Source organism: Pseudarthrobacter sp. PvP004, from assembly GCF_017876035.1.
In the GTDB taxonomy this organism is placed as follows: Bacteria; Actinomycetota; Actinomycetes; order Actinomycetales; family Micrococcaceae; genus Arthrobacter; species Arthrobacter aurescens_A.
In genome coordinates this window covers 3,224,164-3,241,073 of sequence record NZ_JAGINL010000001.1, presented here as the reverse complement: position 1 = coordinate 3,241,073, position 16,910 = coordinate 3,224,164, and the positions used below count along the sequence as shown (strand labels likewise).

The following is a 16,910-nucleotide window of genomic DNA, read 5'->3' as shown; positions in this document are numbered from 1 at the left end:
ACCGTGATCCAGCTTCAGAACATCATCAACGGCGAGTCCGTGGACGCCGCGGCCAGCCTGCCGTTCTTCGACCCCGCCACGGGCCAGCAGATCGGCACCGCGCCGGACAGTGATGCTGCCGCCGTCGACGCCGCTTTCCAGGCCGCTGCCGCAGCTTTCAAGAGATACAAGCGCACGACGCCGGGAACACGCCAGTCGCTGCTGTTGCAGCTGGCCGACCTCATCGAGGCGAACGTTGACCGTCTTCTCGAGGCCGAGGTTGCCTGCACCGGCAAGCCTTCCGCCCTCACCAAAGAGCTCGAAATCCTGCGCGGCGCGGACCAACTGCGCTTCTTCGCCGGGGCGTGCCGGGTGGTTTCCGGTACGGCGCAGACCGAGTATGTGGAGGGTTTCTCGTCCACCATCCGGCGTGAACCCATCGGTGTGGTGGCCCAGATTACGCCGTGGAACTACCCGTTCATGATGGCCATCTGGAAGATCGGTCCGGCCCTCGCTGCGGGCAACACCTTGGTCCTCAAGCCTGCCGACACCACCCCTTGGTCCACACTGGTCCTGGGTGAACTGGCACAGCAGGTCTACCCGGCCGGCGTAGTGAACATCGTGTGCGGCGGGCGCGAAGCCGGCGCTGCGATGGTGGATCATGACATCCCGGAGATGGTGTCCATTACGGGCTCCACACGGGCCGGTGCACAGGTCATGTCCGCGGCGTCCAAGACGCTCAAGGACGTGCACTTGGAGCTTGGCGGCAAGGCGCCCGCTGTGGTGTTTGCCGACGTCGATATCCAGCGGACTGCCAGCGAAATCGCCCTGGCTGCCTTCTTCAACGCCGGGCAGGACTGCACTGCGGTGACCCGCGTCCTGGTGCACCAGGACATTCATACGGAGTTCGCAGCAGCCTTGGCTGACGCCGCCTCTGCCTTGAAGGTGGGCGGTTCCGATGCGGATCTTGGCCCGCTCAACAGCGCCGCGCAGTTGGAGCGGGTAGAGGGCTTCATGTCCCGCCTGCCCGCCAACGCCCGCGTCCTCTCCGGCGGCAAGCGCACCGGAACCGGCTTCCACTTCGAGCCAACGGTGATCGACGGCGTCTTCCAGAGCGACGAGGTGGTGTGCGACGAAATCTTCGGCCCCGTGCTGACCGTCCAGCCGTTCGCCACCGAGGAAGAAGCGATCGAACTCGCCAACGGCACCAAGTACGCGCTGGCCTCCAGCGTGTGGTCCGAGAACCATGGAGTGGTTACCCGCGTATCCAACGAGCTCGACTTCGGGGCCGTATGGATCAACTGCCACCAGGTGATCCCGGCCGAAGCACCCCACGGCGGGTTCAAGCATTCGGGCACGGGCAAGGACCTCTCCGTCTATGGACTTGAGGACTACACGCGCATCAAATCCGTCACCACCTCCCACCGCTAGAACCGGACATGAAACTCGACCTCCTCCTGCGGAACGCAGAGATCATCACCATGGATCCGGACCGCCCGGTGGCCGGCTCGCTGGGCATCTGGCAGGGCCGCATCGTGGGCTTGGACGAGGATCTGGATGGCTTGGACGCTGCTCAGGTGCTCGATCTTGGCGGTGCCACCGTCACCCCAGGCTTCATCGATGCCCACTGCCACACCACGTGGTTCGGGCTTGGCCTGGCGGAACTGGACGTCTCCGGTGCCCGCGGCTTGGAGGAGCTCTATGAGTTGCTTCGGGGCGCTGTTGCCAACCCCGGGACCGACGTCGAGGGCTGGCTCTTCGCCACCGGCTTCAGCCAGACCCAGCACGGCGGGTCCTTCCCGGACATCGCCGAGCTGGACCGCCTCACGGGGGAGCGGCCGCTGTTCATGCGGCACAACTCCGGGCACATGGCCGTGGTCAACACAGCCGCGTTGCGGCTGGCAGGTGCGGAGTCGCCGTCGTTCCCGGATCCCGACGGCGGAGCGATCGTCCGCGACGCAGCGGGACATCCCACGGGACTGGTTCAGGAGACAGCCCAGGAACTGATCCAGCAGCTGATCCTGCCGTATTCGCTGGAGGACATCGAGGCCGCCCTTGAGAGGGCCACGTTGTATTACGCCTCCGAGGGCATCACGAGTTTCACCGAGGCCGGGGTGGGCGGCGGGTGGATCGGGCACAGCCCGGCCGAGCTCGCTGCCTACCAGAGCGCTTCGGCCAACGGCCGGTTGCATGCCCGGGCACAGGTCATGCCCGTGCTCGATGTGCTGCATGGCCTGGGCGGTCATGCTTCTGACAGTGCTGGTGCCGCACCGGCCGGGCTGGACCTTGGCATCACCAGCGGCTTCGGCAATGACTACCTATCGCTGGGCCCCGCGAAAGTGTTCCTGGATGGCTCGCTCCTGGGCGAAACCGCGGCCGTGAGCCACGAGTTCTGCAGCCACGGCCACAAGGACAACCGCGGCAACGTTGGCTATTTCCAAGCGGATCCGGCCCAGCTGCGGGAACGCATCGAGGCCGCCTACGCCGCCGGGTGGTCCATCGCGGCCCACGCCATCGGGGACCGGGCCGTTGACCTCGCCGTGGATATCATCACCGACTGCCAGGGCGTGTACGGGCAGCGCCGTTTGCCCAACAGGATCGAACACGCCTCCATGACGCGCCCCGAGCAGCTGGCAAGGCTCGCGGACGCAGGAATCGCCGTGACACCCCAGGCAAGTTTCTTCCGCGAGGGTGGGGACGGCATGACCGCGTCCCTCGGGCCGGACCGTTTGCCGTGGGCCTACCGGGCAGCCAGTTTCCTGGACGCAGGAGTGATGCTCGCGGGAAGCTCGGACCGGCCGGTAGCCGACGGAAACGTGCTCCGCGGCATGCAGGCGTTCGTGGACCGCAGGACCGGGTCCGGGGCTGTCTTCGGTAACCCGGCCGAACGTCTCACCCCACACCAGGCACTCGCCGCGTACACCTCCGGAGCCGCCGCAGCAACGGGGACCCTGGCCGAGAAAGGCACGCTGACACCCGGCAAACTTGCCGACTTCGCCGTCCTGTCCGATTCACCGTTGACGGCGCCTGCCATCAGCGAACTGCAGGTCCTGGCCACCGCCGTCGGCGGCCGTTTTACCTACCAATCAACCCACTTCCACGCGGAACCTTCCTCGGAAAGTCCGTACGCTGCCCGTGTTTCAGCAACCCAAAGCTCATAGGGGAGACCATGACCATCACCACTAGTTTCACCACCCAGGACACCGCCTTCGTGCAGGACTTCCGGACCATGAGCGCCTTCGGTGCCACGGAGAACGGCGGCGTGGACCGCCAAGCGGCAACCATTCCCGACGGCGAGCAGCGCCGCTGGCTCGCCGGACTCCTGGAGGAGCACGGCTTCACGGTGAAGTTCGATCACGCCGGCAACCAGTGGGGCCTCTACGAAGCTGTGCCCGGTGCGCCCTACGTGGTGGTCGGCTCGCACATGGATTCACAGCCGACGGCGGGACGTTACGACGGCGCGTATGGCGTCCTCGCTGCTGCCCACGCCGCGTTCCGCCTGGCCGCCCGCTGGGAAGCCGGCGCCACAGCACCCACGTTCAACCTCGCCGTCGTCAACTGGTTCAACGAGGAAGGCAGTCGCTTCAAGCCGTCCATGATGGGCTCATCCGTCTACACCGGCAAGCTGGAACTCGAGGACGCACTCAACACCAAGGACGCCGCCGGGGTCACCGTGCGCGATGCCTTGGACGCGATCGGGTGCCGCGGAACGTATGAGGGGCCGGAAGCCGCGTACTGCGCCGAGATCCACATCGAACAGGGCCGCAGCATGGAGCGCGACGGCGTCACCATCGGGCTGGTCAGCTCCAACTGGGCCGCCAACAAGTACGAGTTCGTGGTTCACGGCGAGCAGGCACACACCGGTTCCACGGTGATCGCGGACCGCAAGGATGCTCTGCTCGGGGCCTCGATGCTGGTGGTTGCCGCACGCGAACTCGCCGACCGCTTCCCGGGTGTCCTGCACACCTCGGTGGGTCAGCTCAACGTGTACCCCAACTCGCCCGTGGTGGTGCCGTCCCGAGTGAACCTCCTGCTGGACCTGCGCAGCGCCGACGAAGCCGTCCTGGCCGAGGCCGACGCCCTGCTGCACGCCCGCATCACGGAGATCGAACAGCTGGCCAACGTCACCGTAGAGAAAAACCACTCACACTCCTGGGCCGTCACCCCGTACCAGCCCGAAGGCGTGGAGCTCGCAGCCAAGGTTGCCGCCGACCTCGGGCTGTCCAACAAGGAAGTGATGACCCTGGCCGGGCACGACTCCACGAACATGAAGGACATCGTCCCCACCGTGATGCTGTTCGTGCCCAGCGTTGATGGCATCTCCCACAACGAGCACGAATACACCACGGACCAGGACATCGTGGCCGGACTCACCATGCTCACCGAGGTGGTTGCCCGTCTGTGTGACGGGGCGCTGGAGAACTAAACAGCCTCCACCACGATCGAGGCCGGTGCCGCGCCACCCGAGGCATCGGGATTGGCGATGTACAGGACACCCTCGCTGATCCTTGCCTCGACTTTTGCTGCCCTGAGGCGGTCCAGCAGAGCTTCCAACCCGCCGTCGTACTCGAACGCGAGGTCCCCGTTAGTGGCATCCGCGCCGTGAATGATGCGAAGGGTTCCGCCGTTCTTGGTGGTGAACGTGGCTGATTCGTCGTCCTCCGTGCGCGGCCGGGCGCCGATGTTCCGGAGGTCGTTGGCCGCCAAGCCCACAAAGGGACTGACCCAGGTGGCTACCACGGTGAGCGCGGAATCGGCCTCACTTGAAGTGGCCCACGTGCCATCCATGGCACGCCGTGCGGGGAATGCGAAGAACTCGAAACCGTCCTCCGTGGAGATACGCACAGTGGCTCCGTCGGGAGTTTGGTGGAGCTCTGCCTGCGTGCCGGCTTCCTCGGTGCGGCGTGCGAACTCCTCCAGGTTTCCTGCTTCGACCCCAAAGATCGTGGATCCGTCCAATGGATGGCCGTGGTCCACGGAGCCCACCGCAACGCGACCCGAACCGGCGTCGTATTCCCGCCAGGCGGCGTCGTCAACGGTCTTCACCAAACCCAGAGCCCGAAGGAGCGCGTCCCACTGCTCGGGGTGGGACGTGTAATGAGTGGGGCGTGCTCGCAACATCGATCCTCCTGGGATTGTCAGGGCTTCTGCGTTTCAGCCTATGCCGTATCTGCCGTTCCCAGCAGAATGAGTCCATGCCCATTGAGCTTGAAGAACTTCTTGTCCGAGACGGCGCCGCGTGGCGTGCTTGGCTTTCGGAGCATGCCGCAGACAGTCCCGGCGTGTGGCTGATCCTGCACAAGAAGGGTGGCAACGTCACGGAGTTGGACTACGACGCCGCGTTGGACGAGGCCCTGTGCTTTGGCTGGATCGACGGCCAAGCGAAAAGCCGCGACGACCAAAGCTATTTCCAGCGGATGACACCCCGCGGCCGCAAGAGCATCTGGTCAGTGCGGAATGTGGGGCACATTGCCCGTCTGGAGTCCGAGGGCAGGATGACCGACGCCGGACGTGCCGCCGTCGAGGCCGCCAAAGCTGACGGACGCTGGGAAGCGGCCTACGCCGGGCCAGCGGACTCCGTGGTCCCGGACGACCTCGCGGCAGCCATCGCCGCAGTCCCGGAAGCTCAGGCAATGTTCGACGTCCTGACATCACAGAACCGGTTCGCCCTTATTCACCGCACCAACGGGGTTAAGCGCGCAGACACCCGTGCGCGCAAGATCGCCGGTTTCGTGGAGATGCTTGCCCGCCACGAAACGCCGTACCCGCAGAAGAAACGGCCGACGTAATGCACCAGGCCGGTCAGGTTTCGGACGGAAACGCCACGCCTTCGCCCACCACGCGCAGACACAATTCAGTGCCGGGCTTGGTGATCGAAGCGTTCCAATGCCTGATGGTGATGATCTCCCCGCCGCCAGGGTAGCGGTGACTGTTGCCCGACGCGCCGCCGTCCGGGGCCGTGTACTCACCCAGCTTGATACGAACAGTGGTTTCCGGCCCGAAGTAATCCGTGTCCACCACCACTCCGCGGATAGGCCCATCGGAGGCAATGCGGATTTGCTCCGGCCGCAGCATCAGCTGCACCCTTCCCTGCGCCGGCGGGCGGCGGACCGGAATTCCGCCCAGCGAGCACGTGGCCAGGGAGCCTTCCATCCACGCCTCAAGAATCACGGCGTCGCCAAGGAATTCAGCCGTGGCGCGATCAGCCGGACGGGTGTAAACCACAAAGGGGTTGCCTATCTGGGCCAGCTTGCCGCCGCGCATGATGGCCACCTGGTCAGCGAAGGAGAGCGCTTCGGCTTGATCGTGGGTCACGAGGATGGTGGTCACACCGGCAGCACTGAGCACCTTGGCTACGGCCCTGCGGGTGGCTACCCGAAGTCCGGCGTCGAGCGCTGAAAAAGGTTCGTCAAGGAGCATGAGCTCAGGTTCCCGGGCCAACGCCCGGGCCAAAGCGACCCGCTGCTGCTGACCGCCGGACAATTGGTGCGGCCGGCGCTTGGCCATGGACGCATCCAAGGACACCATCTCAAGCAGTTCCTGCACCCGCGACCTCACGGCGCCGCGACCGCCGTCGAGCTTTCCTGAATCCAAGCCGAACGCGACGTTCTGTCCCACCGTCAAGTGCGGAAACAAGGCGCCGTCTTGGGCAACGTACCCTACCTGCCGTTTGTGCGCGGGCACCCACTCGCCTTCTCCGGCCACCCGGGAACCGTTCAGGCTGATGGAACCTGTGCCCGGATGCTCAAAGCCCGCGATCAACCTCAACAGCGTGGTCTTGCCTGAACCGGAAGGGCCCACGATCGCAGTGGTCCCGCCTTTGGCGACGGAGAGGTTCACGCCCTTCAGCACGGCTTGGGAGCCAAAGTTCTTGGTGACCTCCCGGATATCCAGGTGCGCATTCGTGGTGGGAGCCACCGATGGGGCCACCCGCGGCGCAGGAAGCCTGGAAGGGGATTGTTCGGTCACTGTCCGGCTACTTTCTTGGACTGTTGGAAGAGAAGGTATGTCATGGGGGCTGACAGCAGGATCATCAGCAACGCGTAAGGTGCGGCGCCGGCGTAGTCGATCTCGCTGCTCTTGCTCCAAAATTCAGTGGCCAACGTGCGCGTACCGTTGGGCGAGAGGAGCAAAGTGGCCGTCAACTCGTTGACTACGGCCAGGAACACCAACGCAGCACCGCCGGCAGCGGCCGGGGCAGTGAGCCGCAACGTCACCTTGAAGAAGGACTCCAAAGGGGTCTTGCCCAAGGACTGCGCGGCTTCATCGAGTTCTTTGGGGGCTTGTGCCAAGCCAGCACGGATGTTCACCAAGGCCCTCGGAAGGAACAGCAGGACGTACGCCGCTATCAGGACCCCCGCGGTCTGATAAACCCCGGGGACCACCCGGATGCTGACGGTGACGAACGCCAGGCCCACCACGATTCCGGGCAGCGAACTGGTGACGTAATTGGACAGTTCCAACATCTTGCTGAACCAGCTCGGGTGTCTTACAGCCAGGTAAGCCATGGGGAATGCCACCACCGTGGTGACCAGTGCCCCCGCTGCCCCGTACATGAGGGTTTGCGAGAGCGCCGGGATTAAGTCTTCAGCCGCCCATACGTCCGAACCGCCCGCCATCACCCACTTCAGCACAAACCAGAGCGGCAACCCGAAGGCCAGGACAGTGAGGGCCAGCAGTGCAAGCTGAGCAGGCCATTGGTAGGCCCCCAGAGGCAGGCGGATAGCCTTCGCCTGCGCGCCGGAGCCGATCCGGGCGTAGCGGGCAGTGCCCCGGCTTTTGACTTCGGCCAGCAGCAGCAGCAAGCACAGGAGCACCAAGACGCTCGCCAGCATGTTCCCTGCAGTGCCGTTGAAGGTGGACTGAAATTGGACCATGATCGCCGTGGTGAACGTATCAAAGCGGATCATCGCGAAAGCACCGTACTCAGCCAACAGATGCAGGGCCACCAGCAGGGCGCCACCGGTCATGGCAATGCGCAGTTGCGGCAGGACAACGCGGAAAAACACGGCCCAGGAACCCAGGCCCAACGATGCCGCGGACTGCTCGATGGCGGGGTCCAACCGGCCAAGCGTCGCCGCGGCAGGGATGTACACCAACGGGAAGTAGGACAACGTGGCGATCAGCACACCGGACCAGAGTCCTTCCAAGGAAGGAACGGCGGACACCCAGGAGTAGCTGTTGACGAACGCCGGGATAGCCAAAGGCGCGGCCAACAGCACCGCCCACCAGCGGTGTCCGCGGAGCCTGGTTCGTTCCACCAGCCAGGCACCGCCCACTCCGAGCCCCAGGCATAGCGGCACTGTGAAGACCATCAGCAACACCGTGTTCAGCAGGAGTTCGCCCACACGGGGACGCACAATGAGATCCACCACCGTGTCCCAACCCGTCGCCGCCGTCATGTACAGGACATAGCCCAGCGGAAGCAGCGAAAACAGCGCTATCAGCACCGCCAGCAAGGACACCGTGGAAACGCCGAAAGGCGGGCGGGGGCGCTTGCCCCGGCCCGCCGTCGTCGTGCTTCCCTCAGACTGTGGAACGTTGGGAGCCGATAGATCAGTGGTCACAGAATTACAGGAGTCCTGCCTTGGTCATCAGATCGGTGACCTTGGTGGAGTTCAGCTTGGCGGGATCCACCGTGGGTGCCTGCAGGTCCTTGATGGGAACAAGCTTTTCATTGGCATCAACCTCTGAGGCGATGGCGTACTCAAAGGAGGTTCCGGTCTTGAGGATCTCCTGGCCGGCCTTGCCCGTGATGAACTTCAGGAACGCCTGGGCGTCGGCTGCCTTCTTGGACGACTTGAGGACGCCGCCACCGGATACGGACACGAACGCGCCCGGGTCCTGGTTCTTGAAGTAGTACGGTGTGACGTTCTTGGAGTTCTCGCCGGTCTTGGCCTGATCGCCATAGTAGTAGTAGTGGTAGATCAGTGCTGCGTCCACTTCGCCGGCGTTGACGGCTTTCATGGCGGTGCTGTTGCCCTTGTAAGCCTTGAAGTTTTCCTTCATGCCCTTGAGCCATTCTTCGGTTGCGGCCTCACCCTTGAGCTCAAGCAGGGCCGAGACGATCGCTTGGAAGTCGGCGCCGGAGGGGGAAGCGGCCCACTTTCCCTTCCACTCGGGCTTTGCCAGATCCAGCATGGACTTGGGCAGCTGGTCATCGCTGATCTTGTTCTTGTCGTACACCAGGACGGTGGAGCGCGCGGCAATACCAGTCCATTTGCCGGTGGACGGGCGGAACTCGGCCGGAACCTGGTCGACGGTGGCTTTGTCGACGTCGGCGAACAGGCCCGCATTCTCCACCTGCGCCATTGCAGGGGAGTTCTCGGTGAGGAAGACGTCTGCCGGTGAAGCAGCGCCTTCCTGCACAATCTGGTTGGACATCTCGGTGTCCGAGCCCTGGCGCAGGGTGACCTTGATGCCGGTCTCCTTGGTGAAGGCGTCGATCCATTCCTTGGTCAGGCTCTCGTGCTGAGCGTTGTAGACCGTGATGCCATCGCCGGCAGCCGCGGATTCGGAGGAATCCGGTGCAGTGGTGGTGTTGGAACCGCAGGCGGAAAGGCCAAGAGTGGCAGTGGCGAGGAGTGCGATTCCGGCCAGAGCGTTTTTGGGGAGCTTCATGGGGGGCTACTTTCTGGATACAAGCACGGCAGTCCAAGAACTGTGGCTTGGGTCCGTGCTGGCGGGTAGGTTGGGGAGCCCGCTGAGGAAAGCGTAGGTTAGGCATACCTTTGTTTGAAGATGAAACGGCAATAAGTGACGAGGATCACTAGAAGTATTGCGTGTCTTAATTGCTTGGAATGCTCGCGGCGGCTTCCAGTGCCATCCAGGCTTGAAGCTGCGTGGAAAGCTCGACGGCGGCCCCCACCGGATACATTTCGCTCGCCGGTCGCTGGGGGTCGAATGAGAAGACGATGGCAGGAGTTCCGCGGCGGGACGTGGCCTGGTTCTGGTTCTCGCGGCGGCCGGTCCACAAGGCATCGGCCGTGCTGCGCACCAAGGACGTGGCCGTCTCTCGCGTTGTCGCCGGGAGTCTGGCGTCCCTTGCAGCCAGCGCGAGGTAGCGGAGCAGGATGCCGGTGAAGAGGCCGCCATCTCCTGTGCCGTCACCGCGGACCACCTGCGTGCCGGGAAGCGTCAGTTCGCGTTCCACGGCGTCCACAAGCAGGGCGGCTCTGCGCAGATTGTCCTCACCGCCCAGTTCCAGCAGCGCACCCAGGACCGGGCCCTGGTTGTAGGTGTAGATGGCCGCATCCAGCTCTGTTTTGCCGTTGCTGATTCGCAAACCATCCAAGTACACGCCGCGTTCCGGGTGGAGGAGTTTGTTGTTGAGCCAGGTCACCAGTGATTGCGCGCGCTCTTGGTGGCCTGTCCGCGCATAATAGAGGGCCACGGGGGCAGTAGCGGGTGTGTTCTTGAAGTCGCGCTTGGTGCTCCAAAAGGTGCCGCCACCAAGGTGGTCGGTAGAGGCCGAATCGAACTGCAGCGTCAGGCTCTTTTGGACGTACGCGTTGCGCCGGCGACCAGGCTTCTTGGTCTCCTCCGCCAGCTTCTCCAAGCGCAGCGTGGCGAGGGCCAGCCACGCCATATCGTCGTAGTAGTCGTTCACGAAACGCAGCAGATTCCGCAACCGGATAGTGGTGACCAGCCGTGAAGCGAGCCGGCCGGCACTAGGGCGGGAGGCGCCGTCGAACTTTGTTTTGCTCGCGAGTTCACGGCGGCCGGCGTCCACCAGGCAATCGACGTAGTGCGCTTGCCACCAATAGTGCCAAGGGCCGGAGATGCTCTTGAGGGTGTTGCTGGGCAGACTCACGGCGCCGATGTGGGTCCCTGGCAGGAAGAGCAGTCGCCTACCGAAGCTTCGGGTCACTGAGCGGGCCGCCTGATTGGCGCGCGACGCCCATTCGGTGGCGTCTCTGGAGGGGGCCGGCTTCCCGGTCGGCTCGATCTGGCTGGACATGTCATTAGCCTAGCGGGGCCGGGGAATTGGCCTATCGAAGCCGGTAGTGTGCGCTGGACCACAATTCCATGTGCGCTGGACCACAATTCCAGTTAACATGCATTAACGGATTTGGGTCTGCATCAAGGAGGATGAATGGACATCAAGGGCACAGTCGCGCTGGTTACCGGCGGGGCATCAGGGCTGGGGGCGGCTACCGCCAAACGCTTGTTCGACGCCGGGGCCTCGGTGGTGCTGGTGGATCTGCCACAATCTGCCGGGGACGCCTATGCCGCCGAGCTGAATGCGGCAGGTTCCGGTGAGGCACGCGCGGTCTTTGCTCCCGCGGACGTCACCAACGAGTCCCAGGTCCAGGCCGCCGTCCACGCCGCCATGGCTTTGGGGCCACTGCGCATTGTGGTCAATTGCGCCGGAATCGCGACCCCCGGGAAAGTTCTGGGCCGCGAAGGCGTACTGCCGCTGGAGACCTTCAACAAGGTCATACAGATCAACCTCGTGGGCACCTTCAACGTCATCCGCTTGGCCGCAGCAGCCATGGCGGAAACCGAGCCTGTCTCAACGGAACTGGGCGGGCCCGAACGCGGCGTCATCATCAACACCGCGTCCGTGGCTGCCTTCGAAGGCCAGATCGGCCAGCCTGCCTACGCCGCATCCAAAGGTGCGGTGGCGGCCATGACACTCCCCTTGGCGCGGGAGTTTGCCCGTTCACTGATCCGGGTGGCCACCATTGCACCCGGCATCTTTGAAACGCCCATGATGGCCGGACTTCCCCAGTCAGCCCAGGACTCCCTTGGCCAGCAGGTCCCGCATCCAGCACGCCTTGGCCGCGCCGCGGAATATGCAAACCTGGCGGCCCACATCGTGGAAAACGCCATGCTCAACGGGGAAACCATCCGACTCGATGGCGCCATCCGTATGGGGCTCAAATGATGGGCGACTACAGCGGCTCTCCGGGATTTCCCTCTGGTTCCGTTCCGTCCGGGCCCGTTCCGGCTGGGTCCGTTGGGTCCGTTCCGCCGTCCGTGGCTGACCTTCCTACGGCTGACTTCTTCGACTTCGAATCGCTGCTCAGCGTTCAGGAACAGCGGAAACTCAACGAACTCCGGGCATTCCTTGCCTCCGAGATTGCCCCGCACGCCGGGCAATGGTGGGAGAAGGCAGAGTTCCCGGAACACATTCTCCCCAAGCTTGCTGCCCTCCGGCTCAGTGCGCCGGCACAGCGTGGGTATACACACCTGTTTGCCGGACTGGTGATCGCAGAGATGACACGCGTTGATACTTCCATCGCAACGTTCTTCATGGTCCACCACGATCTCTTCGTGGAGTCCCTCTACGACTTCGGCAGCGACGTCCAACAGGACCGCTACCTCGACGACGCCTCCAATCTCCGCACCACCGGAGCCTTCGCGCTCACAGAACCCAACCACGGATCGGACGTCGCCGGCGGGATGGAGACCACTGCCCGCCGTGTTGAGCGGGCAGATTCCGACGGCGGCGATTACTGGGTGATCAACGGTGCCAAACGCTGGATTGGAAACGGGACGTTCTGCGACTACATGTTGGTGTGGGCCAAGGACGAAAAAGACGGCGCAGTGCGTGCCTTCATCGTTGACGCATCCCTGCCGGGCATCACCCGCAGCCGCATCGAGAACAAGATAGCCCTGCGGACGGTGCAGAACGCCGACATCGTCTTTGCTGACGTCGAGGTAGCTGAGGCAGATCGCTTCGCCGGCATCAGCAGTTTCGCCGACACCAACCACCTACTCCGTGGATCACGCATCATGGTCGCCTGGCAGGCAGTGGGTCAACAACTGGCAGCCTTCGACGTCGCCCGGCAGTACGCCGTCGAGCGCATGCAGTTCGGCAAGCCACTGGCCAAATTCCAGCTCATCCAGCAACACCTGGTGGACATGCTCGGAAACGCGGTGGCCAGCATGGGGATGATGGTTCGGATAGCGCAACTGCAGGAGGACATTTTCACGGACGCCCAGGGGGTCCGTCACGGAGGCGCCGACATGGCACAGGTGGCGCTCGCCAAGGCCTACTGCAGCGCAAGGATGCGGGAAACTGTGGCGTTGGGCCGGTCAATCCTGGGCGGGAACGGAATCGTCACCGATTACCGCATCGCTAAAATCTTCGCCGACGCCGAGGCCATCTATACGTACGAAGGCTCCTACGAAATCAACTCGCTGATCGTTGGCCGCGCCGTAACGGGGGTTTCAGCCATCACCTAGACCGCCCTGGCTGTACGGTCCGGGTGCTAGCCCTGCGGAAGTTTCTCTCCGGCCTCCACCCGCACTTCGACTGAATTGCCCCGAACAGGCATGGGGCAGGTGCCATAGGGAGTGAAGGCACTGGGGTAGTTGATGGCACGGTTGAAATCGATCACCACGGACCCGTCGGGGCGAGGCCTGGGGATGAACACCTTCCGCCATTCATCCGTGGTGTCACCGTTGGTCTCATCGTGGAAAGTGACGTTAAGCGCGCCCAGCTTCTCCTCTTCCGCGTGCAGCCGGATTTCGTGGGGAACGCCCGGTGCCCGGAACACCACCTCGCCCACGGACCTGTGGACACCGTCCACCAAGGGGTTGGCCGTGCCGATGGGTACGTCCATGGGCTCAGCGTAAGGTTCGAACCGGCCCTCGATAACCCAAGCAGGGCTGTACGCATAGGTGGGGACACCCTCGAACCCAGTCAACACGGGGGAGCTGTTGTCGCGGGTGCGAACCGCGTACTTGTCCGCACGCATGGCAAGTTCCACCACAACTTGCTTGCCGTCGTCGCCTCCAAACTGCACCCACATCAGCGACTCTTCGTCCTGCAGTGTCGCCGTAATGGTCCCCTCAACAACCTGTCCTGTCTCCACCAAGGTGAGCCCGTCCGCGGCGCTCGCCGTGAGGAAAGCCGTGGTGCCATCAGTGGACCAGAGGCCCGGAACAAGTTCAACCTTGGACGGTTGAGCCTCAAGCCACTGGAAGGACGTGAGCGTCAACCAGCCGTGCTCGGTGGCCAGGGCCGCATTTCGACCGGCACGGAACCGTTCCCAACGGGCGAGTTGGGGATCGATTGTGGTGGTGGGCGAGCTCATGGTTCTCCTCGGCTGTGTTCACGTCAGATCTCGGTGTTGCACTTGGCTCAACTATGCGCTGGACGCCGTAATTCCCCGAATCCCGGAAACCTCACGGGGTGTTCAGTGGTACGGCTCGCGCTGGCCCTTCAACACATGCCAGCGCGAGCCGGGTTTGACGGACGGCACGAGCAGGCAGGCGCTGGGTGCCTTGCCAGCGAATGCCGGTTGGTAGTGAGTGTTCGCGCTGTGCGGTTCGTGACGCTGTCGCGCAGCTTTGCCTATTGCCTTTCGCAGGAAGAATCCCGTGGCGCCGTTGTGGTGGTGGCAGGCGCCGCCGACGGAAGCGGATAGAACTTGGTGCGAGCGGGGCTGAGGGCGCCATCACCCAGGGCTTCCACAGCGATCTTGCACTCGATGACCCGGGATATGTTGCTCTCGCTGAGGGGGAAAAGGACATGGATGGCCGAGTTTTGGTACATAGCCATTGCTCCGGTTCCATCCAGCTGGCCATTGACGGCTTCTCCGATACGTGCCAGCAGCGTCCAGGAGTGGTTCAAACTGTTGCGGGGGCCGGCCATCGAGATGATGGCCAGAACCACCGTCCCGGGCCGTTCGGATCCAAATGTTGAGATCTCGTGGAGACGACGCCGGAAATGGGCCTGGGTAGCCAACCCCGTGTAGACATCCGTACACGAAACCGGGGGCGCCGTTTCCATGGCTTCCGCCCACCCTTCTGCCAGGGACTGCAGAGCTTCGACGTCCACATTCTTCCCTGCGGCAGCGAAGAGAGCACGGAAGTCAGCCATGGTCTCAGTGATGCCGACACCATTCCTGGCACGGGCAGCGCCAAGCGACTTGGCTGTGGGCCCTGGGATCACCGCGCTCTTCGCGAGGGAAGCCACCACAGTCCCAACTTCCGGCAGGAACCAATCCGCACGAAACCGCCAACCTGCCTGATAGCTGGTGTCCTGCCATTTTCGCAGCAAAGGGTGCCGCGAGAACGTGCAATCTGCGAGTGATTTTCTCCGGAACGATGTCATATCCGAACAGTGCATAGCAGCGTTGTTTCGTGACGAAGATGCTCCGGGATCGCCTGTCAAAGAAGTCTTTTGGCGTCTTGGTTCAACACATTGTATAAACCGCGTCACGACTTGCTGTCTGCCCTCACTCCATAAATATGGGCAGGATTACTCACAGTTTCGGGATGCCATAAATGGCGCACGGGGCACATACGGGCCGCAACGTAAACATGGAGGGTGAAGTTGACAGCGATCAACACCTCATTGAGCTGGTGAGAGGCGGAGACATATCTGCCTTCGATGGACTCTATAAACGTCACCTGTCCATTGCGTCCTCCATTGCCAAACGGAATGTCGACAATCCGAGCGACGCCGAGGATGTTGTGGCTGAGGCTTTTCAATCCGTTCTGCAAAGCATCGTAGGGGGAAAGGGACCGCGTGCCTTCTTCAGGGCGTACTTGCTGTCCATAGTCACCCGGCTATCCCATCAACGCAATCGAAAATCAAACAAAATCCTGCTCAGCGGTGATGATCCTGTTTTGGACGAAGCACTGGTCGAATCAGACGCCGTCATCAGCGCTTTCGAGTCACGCACAGTGGCCAAGGCGTTCCGCGCCTTGCCGGAACGGTGGCAGGCTGTTCTCTGGTACATGGACGTCGAACGCATGAAACCTGCAGCCGTGGCACCGATTCTTGGGGTGACCCCCAACGCCGTTTCTGCACTCGCTGTCCGTGCGCGTGAGGGCCTACGACGCCAATACCTCCAAAGTCATCTCGCGAACCAGACGGGCAGGTGCGCCGAATTCGCGTCCAAGCTTGGCAGCTTCCTCAGGGGTGGGCTACCCAGCGCTACTGAACGCATGGTTCGCAATCACCTGGATAGCTGTTCCACATGTACGGCCGCGCTTACGGAACTCGAAGACGTTCAGGGAAGCATGCGGGCGGTACTGCTGCCCCTGGTGACGGGAATCCCCTTGGCTATGTGGGCGGGTAAAGGCGCTGCGCTCGGTTTCCTTAGCGGGATGGTCCCGGCCAAAGTAGCCCTCGCAGTCCCTGCTTTGGCGCAGCCAGCCGTTATGGCTCTCTTTGCAGCGGCAGGGGTTGGCCTGATGCTGGGGGCAGGGGGATTAGCTGAGGGACTGGCTCCGGAGATATTTGCAGAACAGCAGACAGTTGAGACATCCGCAGCGCGAATCGAAAGCGACTTAAGGCTGGCCTCCCCGTCGCCAAGTCAGACCGAGGCTCCGGACCCAGCACCGTCGGCACAGACTCAGCCGCTGCCTGCCGCACCCGTGCCGCCCCCCGTTGAGCCTCTTCCCGTGCCGGCCCCGGAGCCGGTTGAGCCTCTTCCCGCGCCGGCCCCGGAGCCGGTTGAGCCTCTTCCCGTGCCGGCCCCGGCAGAGTCCTTGCCGTCGCCGCCGAAGGCGTTGCCTCAGCCGATAGCTACGACTCCTGCCCCCGTTTCGCCGCCAGCAAAGCCCCCCGCGCCGGCCGCTCCTACCGGTTCGTCAGCGGCCGTCCCGGCAAAGGTCTCGGGCACCGTGCGGGAGATCCGTGAGAGAAGTAGCTCCAGCGGTACCGCCATGGAAATCGACTTCAATGCCTCCGGCACCGGCCCCTTGGGCAGCGGCAAGGTTGTGTTTTCGGTAGGAAGGCATGCGCGCATTGTGGAGAGCTCACTGCGTGCGCCCGACGGGTGGGAGTGTTCCATGGAGGGGCAGTCCGTCGTCATGTGCCTCACGGAATCGGTGCAGCGAGGCAGCCTCCACTTTCATGTGACCGCGGAATCCGTACGCTCCAGGGACGGCGGCGTCTTCAACTATTCCTTGAGTGGGAAAGGTCTTGTCCAAGGCGACTTCGCGTACCGGTACTGAGCCCAATT

14 protein-coding genes are annotated in these 16,910 nt (G+C 63.4%); 7 read left to right on the top strand and 7 right to left on the bottom strand.

The window, feature by feature from the left end; translation table 11 throughout:
• Positions 1-3 precede the first annotated feature (3 nt).
• From J3A64_RS14520 to J3A64_RS14510, 3 genes are read left to right on the top strand one after another with little or no spacing between them, the layout of a single operon-like run.
• On the top strand, positions 4-1,410 hold the full coding sequence (locus tag J3A64_RS14520; protein ID WP_011773495.1) for a gamma-aminobutyraldehyde dehydrogenase: 1,407 nt from the start codon (positions 4-6) through the stop codon (positions 1,408-1,410).
• An 8-nt stretch (positions 1,411-1,418) separates the two neighbouring features.
• Positions 1,419-3,140: an amidohydrolase gene (locus J3A64_RS14515; RefSeq protein ID WP_210064647.1), complete on the top strand. Its 1,722-nt coding sequence runs from the start codon at positions 1,419-1,421 to the stop codon at positions 3,138-3,140.
• Between the two features lie 8 nt (positions 3,141-3,148).
• Entirely contained in the window at positions 3,149-4,405 is a 1,257-nt protein-coding gene (locus J3A64_RS14510) for a M20 family metallo-hydrolase (RefSeq protein ID WP_011773497.1), read from the top strand.
• On the opposite strand, the gene J3A64_RS14505 is transcribed toward J3A64_RS14510, so the two are convergent.
• Positions 4,402-5,100 carry a hypothetical protein gene (locus J3A64_RS14505; protein ID WP_210064645.1) on the bottom strand — a complete coding sequence of 233 codons (699 nt, stop codon included), beginning with the start codon at positions 5,098-5,100 and terminating at the stop codon, positions 4,402-4,404. The genes J3A64_RS14510 and J3A64_RS14505 overlap by 4 nt on opposite strands.
• Before the next feature lie 74 nt (positions 5,101-5,174).
• On the opposite strand from J3A64_RS14505, the gene J3A64_RS14500 reads away from it, so the two are divergent.
• Positions 5,175-5,768: a YdeI family protein gene (locus J3A64_RS14500; RefSeq protein ID WP_011773499.1), complete on the top strand. Its 594-nt coding sequence runs from the start codon at positions 5,175-5,177 to the stop codon at positions 5,766-5,768.
• A 13-nt stretch (positions 5,769-5,781) separates the two neighbouring features.
• On the opposite strand, the gene J3A64_RS14495 is transcribed toward J3A64_RS14500, so the two are convergent.
• The 4 genes from J3A64_RS14495 to J3A64_RS14480 form a co-directional block, all read right to left on the bottom strand.
• Positions 5,782-6,948, bottom strand: a complete 1,167-nt coding sequence (locus J3A64_RS14495) for an ABC transporter ATP-binding protein (protein ID WP_210064644.1) — start codon at positions 6,946-6,948, stop codon at positions 5,782-5,784.
• Complete coding sequence (locus J3A64_RS14490) at positions 6,945-8,546, bottom strand: iron ABC transporter permease (RefSeq protein WP_210064642.1); 1,602 nt, start codon at positions 8,544-8,546, stop codon at positions 6,945-6,947. Before J3A64_RS14490 ends, J3A64_RS14495 begins: the two co-directional genes overlap by 4 nt.
• 4 nt (positions 8,547-8,550) lie before the next feature.
• A complete protein-coding gene (locus J3A64_RS14485) occupies positions 8,551-9,600 on the bottom strand; it encodes an iron ABC transporter substrate-binding protein (protein ID WP_210064640.1) in 1,050 nt (349 codons plus the stop codon).
• A 166-nt stretch (positions 9,601-9,766) separates the two neighbouring features.
• Entirely contained in the window at positions 9,767-10,939 is a 1,173-nt protein-coding gene (locus J3A64_RS14480; protein ID WP_210064639.1) for a glycoside hydrolase family 76 protein, read from the bottom strand.
• A 135-nt stretch (positions 10,940-11,074) separates the two neighbouring features.
• On the opposite strand from J3A64_RS14480, the gene J3A64_RS14475 reads away from it, so the two are divergent.
• Both J3A64_RS14475 and J3A64_RS14470 read left to right on the top strand, forming a co-directional pair.
• Entirely contained in the window at positions 11,075-11,869 is a 795-nt protein-coding gene (locus J3A64_RS14475) for an SDR family NAD(P)-dependent oxidoreductase (RefSeq protein WP_014920753.1), read from the top strand.
• The gene (locus tag J3A64_RS14470; RefSeq protein ID WP_286176341.1) at positions 11,866-13,173 is read left to right on the top strand and encodes an acyl-CoA dehydrogenase family protein; all 1,308 of its coding nucleotides are present in this window, start codon (positions 11,866-11,868) and stop codon (positions 13,171-13,173) included. The genes J3A64_RS14475 and J3A64_RS14470 overlap by 4 nt, the downstream gene beginning before the upstream one ends.
• 26 nt (positions 13,174-13,199) lie before the next feature.
• On the opposite strand, the gene J3A64_RS14465 is transcribed toward J3A64_RS14470, so the two are convergent.
• Complete coding sequence (locus J3A64_RS14465; protein WP_210064635.1) at positions 13,200-14,027, bottom strand: DUF1684 domain-containing protein; 828 nt, start codon at positions 14,025-14,027, stop codon at positions 13,200-13,202.
• A 260-nt stretch (positions 14,028-14,287) separates the two neighbouring features.
• Positions 14,288-14,911, bottom strand: coding sequence for a hypothetical protein (locus J3A64_RS14460; RefSeq protein ID WP_143711601.1), 624 nt, complete (start codon positions 14,909-14,911; stop codon positions 14,288-14,290).
• A 347-nt stretch (positions 14,912-15,258) separates the two neighbouring features.
• Here J3A64_RS14460 and J3A64_RS14455 point away from each other — a divergent pair, with 347 nt between their 5' ends.
• A complete protein-coding gene (locus J3A64_RS14455; RefSeq protein ID WP_210064633.1) occupies positions 15,259-16,902 on the top strand; it encodes a sigma-70 family RNA polymerase sigma factor in 1,644 nt (547 codons plus the stop codon).
• Positions 16,903-16,910: the final 8 nt, after the last annotated feature.